This window comes from Ensifer adhaerens (assembly GCF_002007205.1).
Classification (GTDB): Bacteria; Pseudomonadota; Alphaproteobacteria; order Rhizobiales; family Rhizobiaceae; genus Ensifer; species Ensifer adhaerens_D.
This window is the reverse complement of the sequence record NZ_LAZS01000005.1, coordinates 174,789-196,694: the sequence shown is the minus strand read 5'-3', so window position 1 is coordinate 196,694 and position 21,906 is coordinate 174,789. Positions and strand designations below refer to the sequence as shown.

At 64.1% G+C, this 21,906-nt stretch carries 17 protein-coding genes; 1 reads left to right on the top strand and 16 read right to left on the bottom strand.

Going from position 1 to position 21,906, the window contains the following annotated elements:
- Positions 1–71: 71 nt before the first annotated feature.
- The 6 genes from lpxC to aqpZ form a co-directional block, all read right to left on the bottom strand.
- A complete protein-coding gene (lpxC, locus tag XB14_RS04610) occupies positions 72–1,025 on the bottom strand; it encodes a UDP-3-O-acyl-N-acetylglucosamine deacetylase (protein ID WP_077960497.1) in 954 nt (317 codons plus the stop codon).
- A gap of 346 nt (positions 1,026–1,371) precedes the next feature.
- Positions 1,372–3,165: a cell division protein FtsZ gene (gene ftsZ / locus XB14_RS04605; protein ID WP_077960496.1), complete on the bottom strand. Its 1,794-nt coding sequence runs from the start codon at positions 3,163–3,165 to the stop codon at positions 1,372–1,374.
- Between the two features lie 101 nt (positions 3,166–3,266).
- Positions 3,267–4,598, bottom strand: a complete 1,332-nt coding sequence (ftsA, locus tag XB14_RS04600) for a cell division protein FtsA (RefSeq protein ID WP_077960495.1) — start codon at positions 4,596–4,598, stop codon at positions 3,267–3,269.
- A complete protein-coding gene (gene ftsQ, locus XB14_RS04595; RefSeq protein WP_077960494.1) occupies positions 4,595–5,545 on the bottom strand; it encodes a cell division protein FtsQ in 951 nt (316 codons plus the stop codon). Before ftsQ ends, ftsA begins: the two co-directional genes overlap by 4 nt.
- Entirely contained in the window at positions 5,533–6,459 is a 927-nt protein-coding gene (locus XB14_RS04590; protein ID WP_077960493.1) for a D-alanine--D-alanine ligase, read from the bottom strand. The genes ftsQ and XB14_RS04590 overlap by 13 nt, the downstream gene beginning before the upstream one ends.
- Positions 6,460–6,769: 310 nt before the next feature.
- Positions 6,770–7,456, bottom strand: coding sequence for an aquaporin Z (gene aqpZ, locus XB14_RS04585; protein ID WP_077960492.1), 687 nt, complete (start codon positions 7,454–7,456; stop codon positions 6,770–6,772).
- A 322-nt stretch (positions 7,457–7,778) separates the two neighbouring features.
- On the opposite strand from aqpZ, the gene XB14_RS04580 reads away from it, so the two are divergent.
- A complete protein-coding gene (locus XB14_RS04580) occupies positions 7,779–9,089 on the top strand; it encodes an MFS transporter (protein ID WP_077960491.1) in 1,311 nt (436 codons plus the stop codon).
- A 293-nt stretch (positions 9,090–9,382) separates the two neighbouring features.
- Here the strand turns inward: XB14_RS04580 and murB are convergent, their stop codons facing one another.
- From murB to ftsL, 10 genes are all read right to left on the bottom strand, one after another.
- On the bottom strand, positions 9,383–10,357 hold the full coding sequence (gene murB / locus XB14_RS04575; RefSeq protein WP_077960490.1) for a UDP-N-acetylmuramate dehydrogenase: 975 nt from the start codon (positions 10,355–10,357) through the stop codon (positions 9,383–9,385).
- 2 nt (positions 10,358–10,359) lie between these two features.
- Positions 10,360–11,769 (bottom strand): UDP-N-acetylmuramate--L-alanine ligase, encoded by a 1,410-nt coding sequence (gene murC / locus XB14_RS04570; RefSeq protein ID WP_077960489.1) that lies wholly within the window; start codon positions 11,767–11,769, stop codon positions 10,360–10,362.
- Positions 11,766–12,890 (bottom strand): undecaprenyldiphospho-muramoylpentapeptide beta-N-acetylglucosaminyltransferase, encoded by a 1,125-nt coding sequence (murG, locus tag XB14_RS04565; RefSeq protein WP_077960488.1) that lies wholly within the window; start codon positions 12,888–12,890, stop codon positions 11,766–11,768. Before murG ends, murC begins: the two co-directional genes overlap by 4 nt.
- 3 nt (positions 12,891–12,893) lie before the next feature.
- Positions 12,894–14,048 (bottom strand): putative lipid II flippase FtsW, encoded by a 1,155-nt coding sequence (gene ftsW, locus XB14_RS04560; protein ID WP_077960487.1) that lies wholly within the window; start codon positions 14,046–14,048, stop codon positions 12,894–12,896.
- A 96-nt stretch (positions 14,049–14,144) separates the two neighbouring features.
- Positions 14,145–15,536, bottom strand: coding sequence for a UDP-N-acetylmuramoyl-L-alanine--D-glutamate ligase (murD, locus tag XB14_RS04555; protein WP_077960486.1), 1,392 nt, complete (start codon positions 15,534–15,536; stop codon positions 14,145–14,147).
- Between the two features lie 7 nt (positions 15,537–15,543).
- Positions 15,544–16,644 carry a phospho-N-acetylmuramoyl-pentapeptide-transferase gene (gene mraY, locus XB14_RS04550; RefSeq protein WP_077960485.1) on the bottom strand — a complete coding sequence of 367 codons (1,101 nt, stop codon included), beginning with the start codon at positions 16,642–16,644 and terminating at the stop codon, positions 15,544–15,546.
- A gap of 149 nt (positions 16,645–16,793) precedes the next feature.
- Positions 16,794–18,242 (bottom strand): UDP-N-acetylmuramoylalanyl-D-glutamyl-2,6-diaminopimelate--D-alanyl-D-alanine ligase, encoded by a 1,449-nt coding sequence (locus XB14_RS04545; protein WP_077960484.1) that lies wholly within the window; start codon positions 18,240–18,242, stop codon positions 16,794–16,796.
- Position 18,243: 1 nt separating this feature from the next.
- The gene (locus XB14_RS04540; RefSeq protein ID WP_077961876.1) at positions 18,244–19,707 is read right to left on the bottom strand and encodes a UDP-N-acetylmuramoyl-L-alanyl-D-glutamate--2,6-diaminopimelate ligase; all 1,464 of its coding nucleotides are present in this window, start codon (positions 19,705–19,707) and stop codon (positions 18,244–18,246) included.
- A gap of 66 nt (positions 19,708–19,773) precedes the next feature.
- Positions 19,774–21,522, bottom strand: a complete 1,749-nt coding sequence (locus XB14_RS04535) for a peptidoglycan D,D-transpeptidase FtsI family protein (protein ID WP_077960483.1) — start codon at positions 21,520–21,522, stop codon at positions 19,774–19,776.
- The gene (ftsL, locus tag XB14_RS04530; protein WP_077960482.1) at positions 21,522–21,905 is read right to left on the bottom strand and encodes a cell division protein FtsL; all 384 of its coding nucleotides are present in this window, start codon (positions 21,903–21,905) and stop codon (positions 21,522–21,524) included. The genes XB14_RS04535 and ftsL overlap by 1 nt, the downstream gene beginning before the upstream one ends.
- Between the last annotated feature and the right edge of the window lies 1 nt (position 21,906).

The window sequence follows — 21,906 nt, the reverse complement described above, 5'->3', positions numbered from 1 at the left end:
ATTTGTGGCAGCTCTATCATGAAAATGCCGGCCTTTCGGCCGGCGACTGGAGGAGATGATGACTTTTCTTGTTATGCGGACCAGGGCGCGAAGCCCGGAGCTGCCACTGCAACCATATCGCGCGCGCGGGTGCGCTGGCGCGGGGTCGCAGTTTCGACGACTTCGTAGGCCGTCGGATCGCTGAGCAGTGCCTTCAGCGCGTTGGCGTTCATCTTGTGGCCACCGCGATAGGAACGGTAGCAGCCGAGGAACGGCGCGCCGGCGAGCGACAGGTCGCCAACCGCATCGAGCGTCTTGTGGCGCACGAATTCGTCGGTGTAGCGCAAACCCTCGACGTTGATCACCGTGTTGTCGTCGGAAATGACGACGGAGTTTTCGAGCGACGAGCCGAGCGCAAAGCCGGCCGCCCAGAGGCGTTCGACGTCGCGCATGAAGCCGAAGGTGCGGGCACGCGACAGTTCGCGCTTGAAGACCGAAGGCGTCATGTCGCCCTTCCAGGCCTGGCGGCCGATCAGCGGGCAATCGAAATCGATCTCGACCTCGAAGCGCATACCGTCATAGGGCGTGAACTCCGACCAGGAGGCGCCCGATTCGATGCGCACCGGCTTGACGATGCGGATATAGCGGCGCTTGACCGCAAGGGCGAGCACGCCAACATGCTCGATCGCGTCGATGAAGGGTTCGGAGCTGCCGTCCATGATCGGCATTTCGGCGCCGTGCACCTCGACCGTGAGGTTGTCGAGGCCGAGCGCGTAGATCGCAGCCATCACATGTTCGATCGTGGCGATCGAGGTGGCCGGCGACATGCCGAGAACGGTGCAGAGATCGGTGTTGCCGACCTGCGAGGAAACCGCCTTGTATTCGCTGATCCGGCCGTTGGAGAGAACGCGCTGGAAAACGATGCCCGCATCGGCTTCGGCCGGATGGAAGGTGATGGACACTTCAGCACCGGAGTGAACACCAATTCCCTTGAGCGTTATCGGGCTTGCAATCGTCGTCTGAAACCCGAGCAATTCGATTCCCATTCTCGTCACTTTCAATACCTGTGGCCGATGGCCAAAACCTGCTGGCGACGCATGCTGGCGACGCAGCGTTATCAAGGGCGCAAGCAAGGCGCCCGAGAGTCTCGACACAAAGGTCGATCCTCTGCGTTTCGAACAGACAGCGCTTGATCGAATCGCATGCGTCCCCAATTCCGAGTCTGAAAATAAGAGTTTGGAGGCACCATTCCAAATCACTGTTCGTTTCGCTTTGTTACGCATTTGCGACGGTCGGCGACATGGAATCAAATAACTGAAATGATGAAGAAAATGCAAAAATGCCCGGGCAGTCGCCCGGGCATTCGGCAAGGTGAAGGAACGGGCCTTCTAATCAGTTCGATTGACGGCGCAGGAACGCCGGGATTTCGAGCTGATCATCTTCTTGCGGGCGCGCTGCCTGCGGCGAAGCGCGACCGTGATCGTCAAGCTGGCCGCGACGCGGCGCATAGAGGCTCGCTTCCGGCGAGAGCGGCCGGCGCTGCTGCGAGGCAGCGGTCGGGGCGGAAGCCGTCATGTCGGCGGCCGCCGGGGTCTGTTCGCGGTCACGCAGGCCAAGCGAGCTGGTGATGCGGTTCAAGAGGCCCATCGGGCCGCGCTCTTCGGCGATCGGCGCTGCCGGCTGTGCGCGGCGGTCCATCTCGGCCTTTACGACAGGCGGAAAGTCTTCGACCTTCGGCATGCGAACCTGTTCCGGCTGCTGGCGCATGACCGGAGCGACGGGCTCCTGGCGCATCACCGGCTGCGGCTGCGGCTGAACCGGCTGCATCTGCGGCTGCGGCTGGCGCATGACCGGAGCGGCCTCTACCGGTGCTGCACCGGCGAAAAGCTTGCTCTGGGGGCGAAAGTTTTCCTCATGCGCCGGCTGAACGTGAGCCGGAGCCTGGGCCTGTACCTGGGCAGCGCGAGTAGCGATGTCGAGCTCACGCTCCATTTCGGCTTCGCGGATGGCAGCCGCGATATGATCGGCAGTTGCCTGCGGCTGCATCGGCTGCTGGACCGGCTGGGCAATCGGCTGCTGCATCACCGGCTGGTGAACCGGGGCCGGCTGGTGCTGGGCAACCGGCTGCGGCTGCTGGGCCGGAATGGCGGCGGACGGACGGACGACCGGCTTTGCTGCTACCGGACGAAAGTCGGCGGAACGGCCCGCCACCTCCGCGGCCGTGCGGTCGATGCCGGTGGCGACGACCGAGACGCGGATGAGGCCTTCGAGATCTTCGTCGAAGGTCGCGCCGAGGATGATGTTGGCATCCGGGTCGACTTCTTCGCGAATACGGGTTGCAGCTTCGTCGAGTTCGAACAGCGTCAGGTCACGGCCGCCTGTGATCGAGATCAGCAGGCCCTGGGCGCCCTTCATCGACGTTTCGTCGAGCAGCGGGTTGGCGATTGCGGCTTCGGCTGCGGCCAGTGCGCGGCCTTCGCCCGAAGCTTCGCCGGTGCCCATCATGGCGCGGCCCATCTCGCGCATCACCGAACGGACGTCGGCGAAGTCGAGGTTGATGAGGCCTTCCTTGACCATGAGGTCGGTGATGCAGGCAACGCCCGAATAGAGAACCTGGTCGGCCATCGCAAACGCGTCCGCAAAGGTCGTGCGGTCGTTGGCAATACGGAAGAGGTTCTGGTTGGGGATGACGATCAGGGTGTCGACCGACTTCTGCAGTTCGGCGATGCCCTGGTCGGCGAGCCGCATGCGGCGCGCGCCTTCGAAATGGAACGGCTTGGTGACGACGCCGACGGTCAGGATGCCCTTGTTGCGGGCGGCCTGCGCGACGATCGGCGCTGCACCGGTGCCGGTGCCGCCGCCCATGCCGGCGGTGACGAAGCACATGTGGGTGCCGTTCAGGTGATCGATGATCTCATCGATGCACTCTTCGGCGGCCGCGCGGCCGACTTCCGGCTGCGAACCGGCGCCGAGACCTTCGGTGACGGCAACACCCATCTGGATGATGCGCTCGGCCTTGGTCATGGTCAGCGCCTGGGCATCCGTGTTGGCGACGACGAAATCGACGCCCTGGAGGCCTGCGGTGATCATGTTGTTGACGGCATTGCCGCCGCCGCCACCCACGCCAAAGACGGTGATGCGGGGCTTCAGCTCCGTGATATCCGGCTTCTGCAAGTTGATAGTCATAGTCCCGTTCCTTCTGTTTTCTGGCCGCCTTGCCGAGCCGGCCAAATCTTTCAAAGTTTGTCTTCACCCGGCCCCGTCCCTGTCGGAGCCGGACACGCTACTCAAAAGCTCTCTTTCAGCCACTGGCCCATGCGGGCGATGCGGCCATTGCCGGCGCCGAGCGCCGAGAACATGCCGCCGTGGGAGGCATGGGTCTCGAGGTCGGCGACCTGCGGATAGATCATCAGGCCGACCGCCGTGGAGAAGGCCGGGCCCTTGGCAGCCGCCGGCAGCCCGGAAACTCCGAGCGGACGGCCGATGCGAACATTGCGGGCGAGGATGCGGCGCGCCGCTTCCGGCAGGCCAGTCAGCTGGCTGGCGCCGCCCGTCAGAACGATGCGCTTGCCGACGATCGGGCTGAAGCCCGAGCGCTGGATGCGATCGCGGATAAGTTCCAGCGTCTCTTCGATGCGGGCGCGCACGATGCGCGACACAAGTGCGCGCGGCACATGCGTCGGCTGATCGCGGTCGTCCTCGCCGATCGGCGGAACCGAAACGATGTCACGCTCGTCGGCGCTGTTGGGCAGAGCCGAGCCGTGCACGACCTTCAGCCGTTCGGCATCCTCGATGCGGGTCGAAAGACCGCGCGCCAGATCCGTCGTCACGTGATGGCCGCCGAGGCTGACAGCGTCTGCGTGAACCAGCTTGCCTTCGGCAAAGACCGAGATCGTCGTCGTGCCGCCACCCATGTCGATCGCCGCACAGCCGAGTTCGACCTCGTCGTCGACGAGCGCAGCAAGACCGCTGGCATAGGGGGTCGCAACCATGCCCTCGACCGAGAGGTGGGCGCGGTTGACGCAGAGTTCGAGGTTCTTGAGCGCTGCCCGTTCGGCCGTCAGCACATGCATGTCGACGCCGAGAACGTCGCCGTACATGGCGAGCGGATCGCGGATGCCGCGTTCGCCGTCGAGCGAGAAGCCCGTCGGCAGCGAGTGCAGGATGGCGCGGTCTGAGCGCAGCGACTGCTGGCCGGCAGCGGCGAGAACCTTGCGCAGATCGTTGGCGTCGACTTCCTGGCCGCCGAGATCGATCGTCGCGGTATAGACGTCGCTCTGCAGCCGGCCGGCCGAAACGTTGACGATCAGGCTGTCGATGGTGAGGCCGGCCATGCGCTCGGCCGCATCGACCGCGAGCCTGACGACGCTTTCGACCGCATCGAGGTCGGCGACGACGCCGTTCTTGACGCCGCGGGACTTCTGGTGGCCGATGCCGATGATTTCGACGCTATGCGTACGGTTGGGCAGGATCTGGCTTTCGGCGCGCGGCGTCAGCCGGCCGATCATGCAGACCACCTTGGTCGAACCGATATCCAGCACCGAGACGACATGAGACCGCTTCGAGGAAAGCGGCTTCAGGCGCGGCAGGCCAAAGCTGGAGGAACCGAACAGACTCATATGCGGCCTTCTTTCTTCTTTTCGGTCTCCTGCGCCTTCAGCATCTTGTCCCTCGCCTTCAAGGCAACTTCGCGCCGGGTCACTGCGTCCGGCGTCAACTGAACTGTGGTTCTGTCTTCGAGCCTCAGATCCACGGCAGCGATATCGCGCTCGAGGAGCTGGTGCTGGCTTTCCATGTCGGAGAGCACCTTCATCGCCCGAGCGACGTCGTGCTCCGGCAGCTTGACGACGATGCCGTTGTCGAGGCGCAGGTCCCAGCGGCGACCGGCCACACGGACGAAGGCCTTTACCCGCGAGCGGATCTCCGGCCAGCGGGAGAACTCGTCGTAGAAATCGGCAGCAGCCGTTTCGGCATCACGGCCGACGAAGAGCGGCAGCGCGGCGAACTTGTTGTCGCGCAAGGGCGCGATCACGCTGCCGCTGCGCTCGATCAGAGAAAGGTCCGAGCCGTGCTGCCAGATCCCGAAGGCCTTGCGTTCGGTTAGGCTGACTTCGATCGTACCGGGATAGACCTTGCGGACGGTCACGCCCTGAACCCAGGGCATTTCCGCAATCAGCTTGCGCGCCTCGGCGATATCGAGCGCCACCAGCGACGTCGTGCCGTCGAGGCCGAGCTGCTGGAGGATATCGATCTCCGAAGTCTGGTCGTTGCCCGAGACCTTGACGTCCTCGATCGCAAAGCCAGCGGCCGTGGTCGAGGCTTGCGCGAAGTTCTGCGTATGGCCGCCGAGCGACATGCCGTAGAAACCGGTCGCCGCGAAGAAGGCGAGCGCCGAGATCGCGCCCGTATAGGCTGGAAAGCGAACGCGGCCGGCGCCGAGGCTGACGAAGAAGCGTACGACGCGACGAAGCGGACGCGGCAACACGCGCGCACCGTCCACATCGACGGCAGCGGCGCCATCGAGGTGACGAACCCTCTTGCCCCTTTTGCCCCTCAACGCAAACACGACGCGTCCTCCACCATCCAACTCAAAAACTCACCGAAGCTGTAGCCGGCATGCGCGGCCATCTCGGGCACCAGGGAGGTCGGAGTCATGCCGGGCTGGGTATTGATCTCCAGCCAGATCAGCTCGCCCCCTGCGGAGGAACTGTCATCGAAACGAAAGTCGGATCGGCTGACGCCCCGGCAACCGATTGCCTGATGCGCCTTCAGAGCGAGTGTTTGTATTTTTTGGTAAATATTTGGTGAAATCTGTGCCGGAATGACGTGGCGCGAACCACCTTTTACGTATTTGGAATCATAATCGTAGAAGGCGTGGCCCTGCGGGATGATTTCCGTGACGCCAAGCGCCGTGTCGCCCATGACACCACAGGTCAGTTCGCGGCCAGCGACATAGCGCTCCACCATGATTCGGTCGCCGTAACGCCATTCGCTCGAGGTCACCACCTGCGGCGGATGCGACTGATCTTCCTTGACGATGACGACACCGAAGCTGGAGCCTTCGGAAACTGGCTTGACGACGTAGGGCGGCTTCATCGGATGCTTCGGACCGAAGGCATGGCGATCCATGACCTGGGCATCCGCGACCGGAATACCCGAGGCGGCAGCAACATGCTTGGCCTGCGCCTTGTCCATGGCGAGCGCCGAAGCAAGCACGCCGGAATGGGTGTAGGGGATCTCAAGATATTCGAGGATGCCCTGGATCGTGCCGTCCTCGCCGAACGGCCCGTGAAGGGCATTGAAGGCGACGTCGGGACGCAGCGCGGCCAGCGTCTCGGCAACGTTGCGATCGACGTCGATCCGGGTGACGCGATAGCCGGCAGCTTCAAGGGCATCCGCACAGGCAGCCCCGGACGACAGGCTAACCGGTCGCTCCGAAGAAAATCCGCCCATCAGGACAGCCACATGCTTGCCGTTCATTCAAACCCCCAGACAATACGCCACTATCGCAAGGTTTCCTTGCGTCTGGCTGGCTCCCGCCCTCGCGAGTCACCTGTGCCATTGGGTCACTAGAACGTCATTAAGGTTAACGAACCGTTTACTTTCGTTAACCCCGGTCAGGAAATGAAACGCCGCTTGCGGGCACAAGCGCATGTGGAACAAGGCATTTTAGCGAGAGATCAAAGGGTTGCGCAGCAGTCTTGAATCTAATGCATAAACAGAAGAAAAAATGAAAAAACCCGCCGCATCCAGGGCGGCGGGTCCATGCGGGACGGCATCCGAACCTGGATCAGTCGTCGTCGCCGACGATCTTCCAGACGATTCCGGCAATCGCCGCGCCGACGATCGGCGCCACCCAGAACAGCCACAATTGCGAAAGCGCCCAGTCGCCGACGAAGAGCGCCTGCCCCGTCGAACGGGCTGGATTGACCGACGTGTTCGTCACCGGGATCGAGACCAGATGGATCAGGGTCAGCGCTAGGCCGATGGCGATCGGCGCGAAGCCGGCGGGCACGCGACCATGGGTGGAGCCGAGAATGATGAACAGGAAGAAGGCGGTCAGCACCACCTCGGCAACCAGTGCCGCGGTCAGCGAGTAGCCGCCCGGCGAATGCTCGCCGTAACCGTTGGCGGCAAAACCACCGAGCTGGAAATCGGCCTTCCCGCTGGCAATCAGATAGAGTACCGCCGCCGCGGCGATGGCACCCAGCACCTGGGCGATGACATAGCCGACCAGTTTGTGCGCCGGGAACTTGCCGGCAACCAGCAGCCCCACCGAGACCGCCGGATTGAAATGCCCACCAGAAATGCCGCCGACGGCATAGGCCATGGTGAGCACGGTCAGACCGAAAGCAAAGGAGACGCCGAGATAGCCAATACCGACCTCAGGCAGGCCAGCCGCCAGCACGGCGCTGCCGCAACCACCGAAAACGAGCCAGAATGTACCGAGAAATTCCGCTGAAAGCCTTTTGAACATGCATTCGCTCCTGAAAAACGAAGCCGATCGCTTCGGTTGCAGAGAGTTCGCCACAATTTGATTCCCGTCAATCCAGGTTGTCCAGACACGCGCCGCTCCCGCAAAACGTGAAAATCTGCCTACGGCAAAGCAGTTGAGGCGCAAGCGAAAAGGCCGTCCCGCGCCGCTGCCCCAGGGTGGAGCGCCGACAGAATAATGCTGCGCATGACGCCGATATCGTTCGCACTTCTTACGATATCAGGGTTTCGTCATGCCGAAACTTGCGTTAAGACGCCCGCACCCGCCTCCCAAGACGGTCTTACAATCCATAGGAACAATGATAATGACAGACGCGACAACCTCCCTGTCGCCGAAGGACAATGCGTCAAAGCACGCGGCAGTGAACTCCCCTGCCCGGGTCCTGTTCGCAAGCCTCGTCGGCACGACCATCGAATTCTTCGACTTCTACGTTTACGCCACCGCCGCGGTGCTGGTGTTCCCGCACCTGTTCTTCCCGGGCTCGGACCCGACCTCGGCAATGCTGCAATCCTTCGCGACCTTCTCGATCGCTTTTTTCGCCCGCCCCTTCGGCGCCGTGATCTTCGGCCATTTCGGCGACAAGGTCGGCCGCAAGGCGACGCTGGTCGCAGCGCTGATGACCATGGGCATCTCCACCGTCGTCATCGGTCTTCTGCCGACCTATGCGACCATCGGCGTCGCCGCCCCGCTGCTGCTCGCGCTTTGCCGTTTCGGCCAGGGCCTTGGCCTCGGCGGCGAATGGGGCGGCGCAGTGCTGCTCGCCACCGAAAACGCGCCTGAGGGCAAGCGCAGCTGGTACGCCATGTTCCCGCAGCTCGGCGCGCCGATCGGCTTCATTTTGTCGGCCGGCACCTTCCTCATCCTCGGCGAAGTCATGAGCAACGAAGCGTTCCTCGCCTGGGGCTGGCGCGTGCCGTTCATCGCCAGCATCCTGCTCGTCGCCGTCGGGCTTTATGTCCGCCTGAAGATCACCGAGACGCCGGAGTTCCAGAAGGCGGTCGACAAACACGAGCGCGTGCAGGTGCCGATTGCCGAGATCTTCCGCTTCCACAAGCGCAGCCTGGTGCTCGGCACCTTCGTGGCCCTCGCCACTTTCGTGCTGTTCTACCTGATGACGGTGTTCTCGCTCTCCTGGGGCACGGCCAAGCTCGGCTACTCGCGTGAGCAGTTCCTCGTCGTGCAGATGACCGGCGTCGTCTTCTTCGGCCTGATGATCCCGGTTGCCGGCATCCTCTCGGACCGCTATGGCCGCCGGCTGATCCTGATCGTCACCACCATCGGCATCGGCGTCTTTGGCCTGTTCATGGCGCCGCTTCTTGCCGGCGGCATCGGTGGCGCCTTCCTGTTCTCGATCATCGGCCTCGGCCTCATGGGCCTCACCTACGGCCCGATCGGTGCAGCGCTCGCGGCACCCTTTCCGACCTCGGTGCGCTACACCGGCGCCTCGATGACCTTCAACCTCGCCGGCATCTTCGGCGCGTCGCTGGCGCCCTACATCGCCACCTGGCTCGCCACCAACTACAGCCTGGATTACGTCGGCTACTACCTGCTCGCCGCCGCCGCCATCACGCTCATCTGCCTGGTGCTGTCGACGGAAGACGAGGTCTCGGCCTGATCAGACGACGGGCCGCGCCTGGTGCGGCCGATCACAACGAAGAAGGGCCGCAGCGGCAGCGCTGCGGCCCTTTTTGTTTGGCAAGGTGAAGGACGTTTTCTTTGATCGCCCCGCCCCTTCCACCGTCATCCTCGGGCTCGACCCGAGGGTCCATTCCCAAGGCAAACCCATGTGGAGCATGGTTGCTCGGGTCAAGCCCGAGCATGACGGAGGATGAGGGACGCAATCGCCCCAAAGCAAAAGGCCACGGCGCTTCCGCCGCGGCCTTTCTGATCACGTCTCGCAACTCAGCCTTACGCGATGCCGCGGCCGAGGAATTCCTTGATCTCGTAGCCCGGCATGAAGGTGCCGATGCGCTTGATCTCCCATTCGAGCCGGACGCCGGAGTGTTCAAGCACGCGCTGGCGCACGGTTTCGCCGAGATATTCCAGCTCGTAGCCGGTTGCCTGGCCGGTGTTGATCATGAAATTGCAGTGCAGCGGCGACATCTGGGCGCTGCCGATCATCATGCCGCGGCAGCCGGCCTCGTCGATCAGCTTCCAGGCCGAATGGCCCTCCGGGTTCTTGAAGGTCGAGCCGCCGGTCTTCTCGCGGATCGGCTGCACGGTTTCGCGATGCTGGCGAACCGCGTCCATGTCGGTGCGGATCTTGTTCTTGTCCTCGGCGTAGCCTTCAAACACCGCATGGGTGAAGATCAGGTCCTTCGCCGCCGCCGAATGACGATAGGCATAGCCCATGTCGGCATTCGACAGAACGTGCTGGTTGCCCTGGCGGTCGACCGCATGGACCTCGACGACCCGCTCGCGGGTCTCGGCACCATTGGCGCCGGCGTTCATGCGCAGCGCGCCGCCGAGCGAACCCGGAATGCCGTAGTAGAAGTAGAAGCCGCCGATGCCGTGATCGAGCGCCATGGCCGCGATGTTCTTGTCCGGGCAGATGGCGCCGGCCTTGATGCGGTTTTCGCCGACCAGCTCCAGATCGCCAAAACCCTTGGCCGACAGCCGGATGACGACGCCGGGAATGCCGCCGTCGCGCACGAGCAGGTTCGAGCCGACGCCGACAACCATGAGCGGCACTTCAGCCGGCACCAGCTTCAGGAAGGTGATGAGATCATCCGTGTCGTGCGGCTGGAACATCAGCTCGGCAAGACCGCCGGCGCGGAACCAGGTGACGCGATCCATCGGTGCATCCGGCGTGATGCGGCCGCGCACAGCGCTGACACCACTTCCGAGTGATTCCAGTAGTTTCTGACCGTTGACCTGTTTCATGCTCAATTTCCTGAAATATCCGCGAGTTCCTTAGGCAGGGCTGCCGCCCAGTAGGTGATGCTGCCAGCCCCCAAGAGAACCACAAAATCGCCGGGCTGTGCAATCTTGCTGACGACCGGCGCGATTGCCTCCGGACCGGAGACATAGCGCGCGTCACGGTGGCCGCCAGCCTTGATGCGATCCACCAGTTCCTCGGCCGTTGCGCCCGGAATGAGGTCTTCGCCGGCTGCGTAGACGGGCGCGATCAGGATCGTGTCGGCGTCGTTGAAGCACGCGGAGAAATCTTCGAACAGGCTCGAAAGGCGCGAGTAGCGGTGCGGCTGGTGCACGGCGATGATTCGGCCCTGGCAAGCCTCGCGCGCAGCACGCAGCACCGCTTTGATCTCGACCGGATGGTGGCCGTAGTCGTCATAGACGCGCACGCCGTTCCACTCCCCGGTAAGGGTGAAGCGACGCTTGACGCCACCGAAGGAGGCAAGCCCCTTGGCGATCGCCTCCGGGCTGACGCCCAGGCGCTGGGCAACCGCGATGGCCGCAGTCGCATTCGAGACGTTGTGGCGGCCGGGCATCGGCAGGCGCAGATCCTTCATAGGGATCACCTGGCCGGTGCGGCGACGACGGATCTCGATGTCGAAGACGGAGGTGGCGCCGTCCATGCGGATGTTATGGAAGCGTACGTCGGCCTGCGGGTTCTCGCCATAGGTCACGACCTTGCGGTCCTCGATCTTGCCGACCATGGCCTGCACTTCCGGATGGTCTAGGCAGAGCACGCCGAAGCCATAGAAGGGCACGTTCTCGACGAACTGGCGGAAGGCGGCGCGCACCGCATCGAAATTGCCGTAGTGGTCGAGATGTTCGGGGTCGATATTGGTGACGACGGCGACGTCGGCCGGCAGCTTCAGGAAGGTACCGTCGGACTCGTCGGCCTCCACCACCATCCACTCGCCCTCGCCCATGCGGGCGTTGGTGCCGTAGGCATTGATGATGCCGCCATTGATGACGGTCGGATCGAGGTTGCCGGCTTCCAGCAGCGCCGCCACCATCGAAGTGGTCGTCGTCTTGCCGTGCGTGCCGCCGATGGCAATCGCGTTGCGGAAGCGCATGAGTTCGGCGAGCATCTCGGCGCGGCGCACCACCGGCAGGAACTTTTCACGCGCGGCGATCAGTTCCGGATTGTCCTTCTTGATCGCGGTCGAAACGACGATCACCTCGGCCTCGCCGAGATTTTCCGCCTTGTGGCCGACGAAGACCTCGATGCCCTTGGCGCGCAGACGCTGCACATTGGCGCTGTCCGACTGATCGGAGCCCTGCACCTTGTGGCCGAGATTATGCAGCACCTCGGCAATGCCGCTCATGCCGATGCCGCCGATACCGATAAAATGGACCAGCCCGATGGTTTTCGGCATTTTCATGAGCGTGTTTCCCTGAATTTCTCGACTGTCAAACCGCTGGCAATAGCCTCTACGAGGGATGCAAGCAAGCTTGCTGCGTCAGGCTTGCCGGTTTCCCGGGCATTTGCCGCCATCTCGGCGAGCGATTGCGGCTTGCCGATCGCATCATTGAGGATGCCGGCCAGACGGTCAGCCGTCAGCTCCGATTGCGCGATCACCCGCGCACCGCCCTTGGCGGCGAGCGCTGCGGCATTGGCCGCCTGGTCGTGGTCGAGCGCATAGGGATAGGGAACGAGGATCGCCGGTCGGCCGATGACCGCGAGCTCCGATACGGTCGAAGCGCCGGAGCGGCAGATGACGAGTTGGGCGCCGGCGATGCGCTCGGCCATGTCGGTGAAGAAGGGCGAGACCTCGGCCGGAACGCCGAGCTTGTCATAGGTGGCGATCACGCCGTCCTTGTCTTCCGGCCGCGCCTGCTGCGTCACCTTGAAGCGCTGGCGAACCTCGTCGTCGAGGCGGCAGATCGCCTGGGGGACCGCCTTGGAGAAATACTGCGCGCCCTGGCTGCCCCCGAAGACGACGAGATGGAACGGCGCGTCGCCGACAGCCGAAGCATAGGGCACGTTGGCGGCGGCAAGCACCGCCGGGCGAACCGGATTGCCCGTCGTCACGGTCTTGGCGGCAAAGGCACCGGTGCCTTCCGGCAGGAAGCCGCCGGCAATCGCCTTGACGCGCGAGGCGAGCGCCTTGTTGGCGCGGCCCATGACCGCATTCTGCTCGTGGATGATCGAGGGCACGCCCATGCCGGTAGCCGCCAAGAGCGGCGGCACGGTCGGGTAGCCGCCGAAGCCGACGACGGCCTTGGGCTTCAGCCGCGCGATCAGCTTGCGCGCCGCGCGCATGCCGATCCACAGCGTCCAGAGCGATTTGACGACGCTCACCGGGTTCTTCGAACCGATCGTCGCCGAGGGCACGACGTGCACTTCGTCGGCCGGGAACTTGCCGGCATAGCGCTCGGCGCGGCTGTCGGTGACGAGATGCACCGAATAGCCCATGGCCTTCAGTTCGTGCGCCAGCGCTTCTGCCGGAAAGAGATGGCCGCCGGTACCGCCGGCGGCAAGCAGGATGATGCCTTTGGTCATATTTTACTCCGCCGGCACGCCAATGCCGGACCGAAACAGGCTGCGCTCCACGGCGCGCTTCTCCGGGCGGTGACGGGTCAAGGCCAGGATGAAGCCGGCAGTGACGCAGATCGCCACCATGGACGAGCCACCATAGGAGATCAGCGGCAGGGTCATGCCCTTGGCCGGAAGCAGTTCGAGGTTCACGCCGATGTTGATCATCGACTGGATACCGATCTGGAGCACCAGGCCGGCAACGGCGAACCGGTTGAAGTCGTTGCGTTCGCGAAAGGCATGATTGAGGCCGCGCATCACCAGGAAGGCGAAGATCATGACGATGACCATGCAGAAGACGATGCCGAATTCCTCGGCCGCAACGGAAAACACGAAGTCGGTATGGCTGTCCGGGATGATGCGCTTGACGATGCCTTCGCCAGGCCCCCGGCCGAACCAGTCACCGCGGATGATCGCCTCGCGGGCGGTATCCATCTGGAAGGTGTCGCCTTCGCCGGTCAGGAACTTGTCGATACGGGCGGCCACGTGCGGCAGCATCGTATAGGCGACGAAGAAACCGCCGAGTGCCGCACCGCCGAGCAGGATGATCCAGAGCCAGGGCATGCCGGCCATGAAGAACATGCCGCCCCACACGGCGGTCGTCAGAATCGTCTGGCCAAGGTCGGGCTGGGCGACGAGAAGCGCCCCGACGATGCCGAAAAGCAGGATGGCAAAGAGATTGCCGGGGATTTCCGGCTGCCGGGCATGTTCGGAAAACAGCCAGGCGCAAACGACGACGAAGGCCGGCTTCATGAATTCCGACGGCTGGATCGAAATGCCTGCGATGGAAAGCCAGCGCATCGAACCCTTCACCTCTTCACCGACGAAGAGCACCAGCACCATCATCCCGAGCGAACCGGCGAGAAGCAGGATCGCGGCGCGCCTCACCTGTCGCGGCGAGAGGAAGGAAATGCCGACCATCACCACCAGCGACGGCAGGAGAAAGAGGGCGTGGCGCCTGACGAAGTGAAAACTGTCGAGGCCGATGCGCTCGGCGACGGCGGGGCTTGCGGCAAAGGACAGCATGAAGCCGACGCCCATCAACAGGATGAAGGTCGCCAGAAAGAACCTGTCGATCGTCCAGAACCAGTCGGCCACGGGGCCACGTTCGGCTCGGCTTACCATCTTGTCAGTCCCCTTCTCCGGCGCCCATCGCGCCCACGTCCGAAATCCCGCACCAGCTTCCGCGTCGACCGGCGCGCATTGGCGCCGGTCGAGGGATCAAATCAGCATCGTCACGCCTTCGATCGCGCGCACATGACCGACGAAGGCATCACCGCGTACCTCGAAGTTCTTATACTGGTCGAAGCTTGCGCAAGCCGGTGAGAGCATCACCGCCGAACCGCCTGTCTCGTCCCCGCCGGCATCCGCCGCCGCATGCGCCACCGCCTGCTCCAGCGTGCCCGAAATCTCGAAGGGCACGGCATCACCGAGCGTCGCCGCAAAGGCAGGCGCCGCCTCACCGATGAGGTAGGCCTTGGCGATCTTCGGGAAGAAAGGTGCAAGCGTGGTGATGCCCCCTTCCTTCGGCAGGCCGCCGGCGATCCAGTAGATGCGGTCATAGCTCGAAAGCGCGGGTGCCGCCGCATCCGCATTGGTCGCCTTGCTGTCGTTGACGAAGACCACCGAACCCTTGCGGCCGACCGGCTGCATGCGATGCTTGAGACCGGGGAAGCTCTTCAGGCCCGCGTGGATCTCCGCCGCGCTGACGCCAACCGCAAGGCAGGCAGCAATCGCAGCCGCCGCGTTCTGGGCATTGTGACCGCCGCGCAGCGTCTGGATGCCGTCGAGATCGACGAACAGGCTGGAGGAACCGCCTTCGGCCCGAAGGATACGCGAACCTTCGGCATAGAGGCCGCTTGCCAGCACATGGCGGCGCGAAATCCGCACGGTCTTGGTGCCGGCGCGCTCGACACGGTCGGCGATCAGCGCCGAGAAACTGTCATCGACACCGACGATCGCCGTGTCGCTACCGGCGACCAGCCGCTCCTTGATGTCGGCGTAATGCTGCATGGTGCCGTGGCGATCGAGATGATCGGGCGTGAGATTGAGCAGGATACCGGCGGTCGGGTTCAGCGTCGGCGCCAGATCGATCTGGTACGACGAGCACTCGACCACGTAGAAGCGCCCGGCCTTCGGAGGATCAAGCGTCAGCACCGCCGTGCCGATATTGCCGCCGAGCTGGGTGTCGCGGCCGCTTTCTCTGAGGATATGCGCGATCAGCGCCGTCGTCGTCGATTTGCCGTTGGTGCCGGTGATCGCAATGAACGGGCAATCGGGCGCATGCGCCCGGCGCTCGCGCACGAAGAGCTCGACGTCGCCGATGATCTCGACACCGGCCGCGTGGGCCAGATCGACAGTCCAGTGCGGCTTCGGATGGGTGAGCGGCACGCCCGGCGAAAGCACGAAGGCGGCAAAGCCGGACCACTCGACCGTGCGCAGGTCCGCCGTCGGCACGCCCGCGGCCGCAGCCTTGGCGACGCTGTCTGGATTGTCGTCCCAGGCGGTGACTTCGGCGCCGCCGGCGACGAGCGCCTCAGCGGTCGCAAGCCCCGAGCCGCCGAGACCGAAGAGAGCGACTTTCCTGCCCTTGAAGGAGGTGACCGGGATCATCGTCCGCTCACCGCAGCTTGAGGGTGGAGAGGCCGACCATCGCCAGGATGACGGCGATGATCCAGAAGCGGATCACGACCTGGCTTTCGGTCCAGCCCTTCTTTTCGAAATGGTGGTGGATCGGCGCCATCAGGAAGACGCGGCGTCCGGTGCGCTTGAACCAGAAGACCTGGATGATCACCGACAGCGTTTCCATGACGAAGAGGCCGCCGATGATGATCATGACGATCTCGTGCTTGACGGCGACGGCAACGGTGCCGATCAGGCCGCCGAGCGCCAGCGAACCGGTGTCGCCCATGAAGATGGCGGCCGGCGGCGCGTTGAACCAGAGGAAGCCGAGGCCGGCGCCGATGACGGCGCCGAGGATGACCGCAAGCTCGCCCGTGCCGGGCACGAAATGGATCTGCAGGTAGTTGGCGAAGACAGCGTTACCGGCGAGATAGGCAATCAGGCCGAAGGCTGCTGCCGCAATCATCACCGGCACGATCGCGAGACCATCGAGACCGTCCGTCAGGTTCACGGCATTGCCGGCGCCGACGATGACGAAGCCGCCGAACAGCACGAAGAAGTAGCCAAGGTTGAGAACGAGATCCTTGAAGAAGGGGAAAGTGACCGAGGAGCCGAAGGTGGAGCCGGCCGCACCGCCCGAAAGCGAGGCCTGCATCATGAAGAACACGGCAATCGCCGCGATCACGAATTCGATGCCGAGGCGCGCCTTGCCGGAAAAGCCCTTGTCCGACTGCTTCGTAACCTTGAGGTAATCATCGTAGAAGCCAATGGCGCCGAAGCCGAGGGTGACGAGCAGCGTCGAGACCACGTAGACGCTCGACAGATCGGCCCAGAGCAGCGACGAAACGACGATGCCGGCGAGAATCATCAGGCCGCCCATGGTCGGCGTGCCGGCCTTCTTGAAATGCGTCTGCGGCCCGTCGGCGCGGATCGGCTGCCCCTTGCCCTGACGGATGCGCAACGAGGCGATCATCGCCGGCCCGAACAGGAAGACGATCATGGCCGAGGTGAAGAGCGCCGCACCGGTGCGGAACGTGATGTAGCGAAAAAGATTGAAAAACTGAAAGTGGTCCGCCAGTTCCACGAGCCAAATGAGCATAAGGGACCTTTCCCCAAAGGTTTAATATTCGAACGCCGTTGAACAGAATCATCTGAAAAACGATACGCGCTAACATGTGAAAGCGTTAGGGCGCGCCCACCTAACTCCAGACTGTATCCACCGCAGCCGTCATGGGCGGTGATGCCGGCCTAGTCCGTCGCCGGCAATCCCCCGGCCGCTTCGGCATCGGCTGCCGGATAAGTCTCGATCAGCGCCTGCACGATCTTGGCGCAGCCGGTCCCCTTGGACGACTTGATCATGACGACATCGCCCGGCGCGACCGCGGCCAGCGCGTAAGACTTCAGGTCCTCGACGCTCTCGCGATAGATCACCGAGACCTCGGGCGGAAGCGCGTCGCGCAGGTGCGCCATCAGCGGCCCGGCGAGCCAGACATCGGCGATACCGGCTTCGACGAGCGGACGGGCCAATCCCGCATGCACCTCGGCGGCGTGTTCGCCCATCTCCAGCATGTCGCCGAGCACGGCGACGCGGCGGCCGCCGACCGGCGGCTCGCTGTCGCGCAGCAGCGCGATCGCCGCCCGCATCGAGCTCGGATTGGCGTTGTAGCTCTCGTCGATCAGCTTCAGCGTGCCGCCACCGATTGAAAGCGTGTGGCGCCGACCCCGGCCGGTTTCGGCCTGCATGGTCGCGAGCGCCGCGGCCGCATAGTCGAGGTCGCCACCGGCAAGTTTGACGGCAGCCAGAACCGCAACGGCGTTTTCGGCGATGTGACGGCCAGGCGCGCCGATCGCGACTTCCAGCGTGCGGCCGCCGATGCCGGCCCAGAGGATCGAACCTTCCGCACCGGCACTGAACTCGACCAGACGGAATTCCGCTTTCGGATTGGCGCCGAAGGAATGGATATGGCTGACGCCGGCCGCGGCTGCCGCATCTTCGAGCAGCTTATATTGCGGGCTGTCGTGAATGATCAGCGCGTGACCGCCATTGACGACGCCTTCGAAGATCTCGGCCTTCGCCTCGGCGATCTGGTCGAGGCTCTCGAAATTGCCGAGATGGGCGGCGGCGATGCTGGTGACGATGGCCACATGCGGCCGCACCATGGCGGTCAGCGGCCGGATCTCGCCCGGATGGTTCATGCCGATCTCGAAGATGCCGAAGTCGGTGGCCTCGGGCATGCGCGCCAGCGTCAGCGGCACGCCCCAGTGATTGTTGAAGGAGGCGACCGACGCGTGCACGCGACCTTGCGGCTTGAGCACATGGCGCAGCATCTCCTTGGTGGTCGTCTTGCCGACCGAACCGGTGACGGCGATAATCTTGGCGGCACTGCGGTCGCGCGCCGCGCAGCCCAGCCGGATCATCGCTTCGAGCACGTCGTCAACGACGATCATCGGCGCATTCAGCCGCCCGAGCGCCGGCAGCTTGCCTTCGCTGACGACGAGCACCGCCGCACCGTTGGCGAGCGCGATACCGGCATAGTCGTGGCCGTCGACGCGATCACCCTTGATCGCGAAGAAGGCTTCGCCCTTGCCGATCGAGCGGCTGTCGATGGAGATCCCCGAGATGCCTTCAGGCAGATTGCCGACCGGCCGGCCATTCATGGCGGCCAGGAGATCGCTGCTTGTCCAGAGCCAGTTCAAATCACAAGCCTCCCAATGCCTTGCGGACCTCCGCATGATCCGAGAAGGGCAGCGTCACGGAGCCGATGGTCTGCCCCTCCTCGTGCCCCTTGCCGGCGACGATCAGCGTATCGCCGGTCTTCAGCATGCCGACGGCCGTGCGGATCGCCTGGGCGCGGTCGCCGATCTCGATCGCGCCCTTGGCAGCGGTCATGATCTCGGCGCGGATCACCTCGGGCACTTCCGAGCGCGGATTGTCGTCGGTCACGATCGTCACGTCGGCGAGCCGGGTGGCGATCTCGCCCATGATCGGGCGCTTGCCCTTGTCGCGGTCGCCGCCGCAGCCGAAGACCACGACGACCCGGCCGGTCGTAAACGGGCGCACCGAGGCGAGCACGTTTTCGAGCGCATCCGGCTTGTGGGCGTAATCGACATAGGCGAGCGCGCCGTCCCTGGTCTGGCCGACCAGTTCGAGGCGACCGGAGGCGCCCTGCAGCTTTTCAAGCGCCGAGAAGGCAGCCTTGGCGCTGATGCCGGTCGACATCGCAAGCCCCGCCGCGACCAGCGCATTCGCCACCTGGAAATCGCCGGCGAGCGGAATGTGGATTTCGAAGATGTCGTCGCCGACATGCACTTCGGCCGACTGCTTGTGGCGGAAGTGCTCGACCCGCTTCAGCGAGATGTAGTCGCCCTTGCGGCCGACGGTGCGCACGTCGAGTTTCGCCTTGCGGGCAGCGGCGATCGCCTGCTCCGACCACTGGTCGTCGGCAAAGATCACCGCCGGCGCGCCCTTCGGCAGGAGCGCATCGAACAGCCGCATCTTGGAGGCCATGTAGTGCTCGACCGTCGGGTGGTAGTCCATGTGGTCCCGGCCGAGATTGGTGAAGGCGGCAGCCGACAGGCGCACGCCGTCAAGCCGGCTCTGGTCGAGGCCGTGGCTGGAGGCCTCCATCGCCGCATGGGTCACGCCGGCGTCAGTGAGTTCAGCGAGCAACTTGTGCAACGACACCGGATCGGGCGTCGTCAGCGAGCCATAATCGTTGCGCCCGGGGGCAACGACGCCGGTCGTGCCGATCATCGCGGCAGCGAAACCGGAATGCGCCCAGATCTGGCGGGTGAACGAGGCGACCGAGGTCTTGCCGGCGGTGCCCGTGACGGCAACCATGGTTTCGGGCTGGTGGCCATAGAAGGCCGCGGCAGCGCGTGCGAGAAAGGCGCGGGGTTCGGAAAGCTTCAGGACCGGCGCGGCCGAGGCGTCCACATCTGATCCCGTTTCGGTGACGACGGCGACCGCGCCGCGCTTCAGCGCGTCGGCGACATAGGCGTTGCCATTGGCCTTGCTGCCGGAAACGGCGACGAAGAGATCCCCTGGCTGAACCTGCCGGCTATCGGCTGTCAGTCCGGCAACGTCGATTTCGGCGGCAGCGCCGCTCAGTTGCGCCGAAAGTTCCGGGAAGTTCGATCCCGCCAGGTCTTTGATCTTCATGAACGCACGTCTCGCATCGATTTCGATCCGCAAGAATCGCGAATCGTCCGCTTTCTCATTTCATGTCTAATAAGACACAAGCAAGGCAGAACCGTCTTCTCCAAACTTTGGTTCGACACCGAGCAGCGGCGCGGAGCGGCTGATGATGTCGCGAACCATGGGAGCGGCGTTCGAGCCTGCGGTGCGCCCGCCACCCTCGCCCGTCTTCGGCGCGTCGATGAAGGTCAGCACGATGTATTTCGGGTTGTCGATCGGGAAGGCCGCGAGGAAGGCGTTGAAGTTCTGGTCGCTGGCATAGCGGCCGTTGACCACCTTGTCGGCCGTGCCGGTCTTGCCGCCGACGTTGAAGCCCGGAACCAGCGCGCGTTTGCCGGAGCCGGCAATGCCGTTCCAGCGAAGCAGGAAGCGCATGTCGTCGCTGGTGCTCTTCTTGACCACCGGCGTGGCGACTGCGTTGGCCTGCTCCTCGGTGCGCGGCAGGAAGGTCGGCTCGATCAGCTTGCCGCCGTTGACGAGTGCAGCACCCGCAACCGCCGTCTGCAGCGGCGTCGTCGAGACGCCGTGGCCGAAGGAGATGGTGACCGAGTTGATCTTCTTCCATTCGCGCGGCTGCGTCGGGGATTTCACTTCCGGCAGTTCCGTCGGCAGCTTCGAAAGCAGGCCGAGGCGCGTCAGGAACTCCTTGTGGCCGGGAATGCCGACGAGGTCGGCGATCTTGGCGGTGCCGATGTTCGACGAATACTGGAAGATTTCCGGTACGGTCAGCACGCGGCGCTTGCCGTGGAAGTCCTTGATGGTGAAGCCGCCGATGCGGATCGGCGCTGAAGCGTCGAAACTGTCGTTGAGCGTCACCTTGCCGGAATCGAGCCCCATGGCGATGGTGAAGGTCTTGAAGGTGGAGCCCATTTCGAACGTGCCGTTCGACATGCGGTTCATCCAGCCCTCTTCCGCGCCCTCGGCCGGCTTGTTCGGGTCGTAGTCGGGCACCGACGCCATCGCCAGCACTTCGCCGGTGTTGACGTCGAGCACGACGGCGCCGGCGGCGAGCGCCTGGTAGTTCTTCATGCCGGAGTCGATAACGTCGCGCACGATGTTCTGCACGCGCACGTCGATCGAAAGCTTGACCGGCTCGAGCTTGGCGTCGCTGGTCATGCCGATCGCGGCAAGGTCGGCGAGCCCCTGGCTGTCGATATAGCGCTCCATGCCGGCAACGCCGCGGTTGTCGATATTGACGTGGCCGACGATGTGCGCGGCGGTGTGGCCGCCCGGATAGAAGCGGCGCTTTTCCGGGCGGAAGCCGACGCCGGGAATGCCGAGCGCCAGAATCTCCGACTGTTGCTTCGGCGTCAGCTGACGGCGCAGCCACTGGAAGCGCGATTTCGACTTCAGCTTGTTGTAGATTTCGCGGGCGTTGATGTCGGGCAGCACCGTCGACAGCCGCTCGACAGCCTCGTCGGCATCGACGATCTTGTGCGGTTCGGCATAGAGCGAGACCGTGCGGATGTCGGTCGCAAGAATCTCGCCGTTGCGGTCGAGAATGTCGGGGCGCGACGCCATCAGGTTGTCGGCGCGACCGATGCTGGAAACCGTTTCGGGTGCCGCCATGCCATATTGCACCAGGCGACCGCCGATGATGGCATAGACGATGCCGAAGCTGGCAATCACGATGGCGACGCGATTTTTCGCCTGGTTCGTGGTCTTCTTCCGCGTCCCCTGGAAGGTGACCTTGACGCCGCTTTCGGCCGGCCGGTTGTTGCCGCCCGCCGAGAAATGCGCCTTGCTTTTCAACACCATGATGCGGGAGAGAAACGACATCAGCGCGCCACCGAGCCAGTTGCGATGTTATCGGTCTTTTCGATGATGGCGGCAACGCCGTCCTTTGCCGACTTGTCCTCCGCCACAGGCAGGTCCGCCTTCAGCATCGGCAGTTCCTGCGGCTGGGCGATCTGCGTCGAAGGGGTCGGCACGAGCTGCAGATCGACTCCGAAGGCGCCGACGAGGCGCTCCAGCCGGTTTGGCTGGGTCAGAAGTGCCCAGTCGGCCCGAAGCAAGTCGATCGTGTCCTCTTCGAGCTTGATCGCGACATCGAGCTTGCGGACTTCCTCAAGCTTGTTTTCGGCGCGGTGCTTGATCGTGTAGGTGACGGTCGCGGCGGCCGTCATGACGACGATCAGAACGATATCGAACGTTCGAAGCATG

Coding starts and splice junctions, on each gene's coding strand:
- ftsA (WP_077960495.1), bottom strand. CDS start 4,598: ATGAGTCTGTTCGGTTCCTCCAGCTTTGGCCTGCCGCGCCTGAAGCCG.
- XB14_RS04590 (WP_077960493.1), bottom strand. CDS start 6,459: ATGAACGGCAAGCATGTGGCTGTCCTGATGGGCGGATTTTCTTCGGAG.
- aqpZ (WP_077960492.1), bottom strand. CDS start 7,456: ATGTTCAAAAGGCTTTCAGCGGAATTTCTCGGTACATTCTGGCTCGTT.
- mraY (WP_077960485.1), bottom strand. CDS start 16,644: ATGCTCATTTGGCTCGTGGAACTGGCGGACCACTTTCAGTTTTTCAAT.
- murG (WP_077960488.1), bottom strand. CDS start 12,890: ATGACCAAAGGCATCATCCTGCTTGCCGCCGGCGGTACCGGCGGCCAT.
- ftsL (WP_077960482.1), bottom strand. CDS start 21,905: ATGCTTCGAACGTTCGATATCGTTCTGATCGTCGTCATGACGGCCGCC.
- murB (WP_077960490.1), bottom strand. CDS start 10,357: ATGAAACAGGTCAACGGTCAGAAACTACTGGAATCACTCGGAAGTGGT.
- murC (WP_077960489.1), bottom strand. CDS start 11,769: ATGAAAATGCCGAAAACCATCGGGCTGGTCCATTTTATCGGTATCGGC.
- XB14_RS04540 (WP_077961876.1), bottom strand. CDS start 19,707: ATGAAGATCAAAGACCTGGCGGGATCGAACTTCCCGGAACTTTCGGCG.
- XB14_RS04580 (WP_077960491.1), top strand. CDS start 7,779: ATGACAGACGCGACAACCTCCCTGTCGCCGAAGGACAATGCGTCAAAG.
- ftsW (WP_077960487.1), bottom strand. CDS start 14,048: ATGGTAAGCCGAGCCGAACGTGGCCCCGTGGCCGACTGGTTCTGGACG.
- ftsZ (WP_077960496.1), bottom strand. CDS start 3,165: ATGACTATCAACTTGCAGAAGCCGGATATCACGGAGCTGAAGCCCCGC.
- murD (WP_077960486.1), bottom strand. CDS start 15,536: ATGATCCCGGTCACCTCCTTCAAGGGCAGGAAAGTCGCTCTCTTCGGT.
- lpxC (WP_077960497.1), bottom strand. CDS start 1,025: ATGGGAATCGAATTGCTCGGGTTTCAGACGACGATTGCAAGCCCGATA.
- XB14_RS04535 (WP_077960483.1), bottom strand. CDS start 21,522: ATGTCGTTTCTCTCCCGCATCATGGTGTTGAAAAGCAAGGCGCATTTC.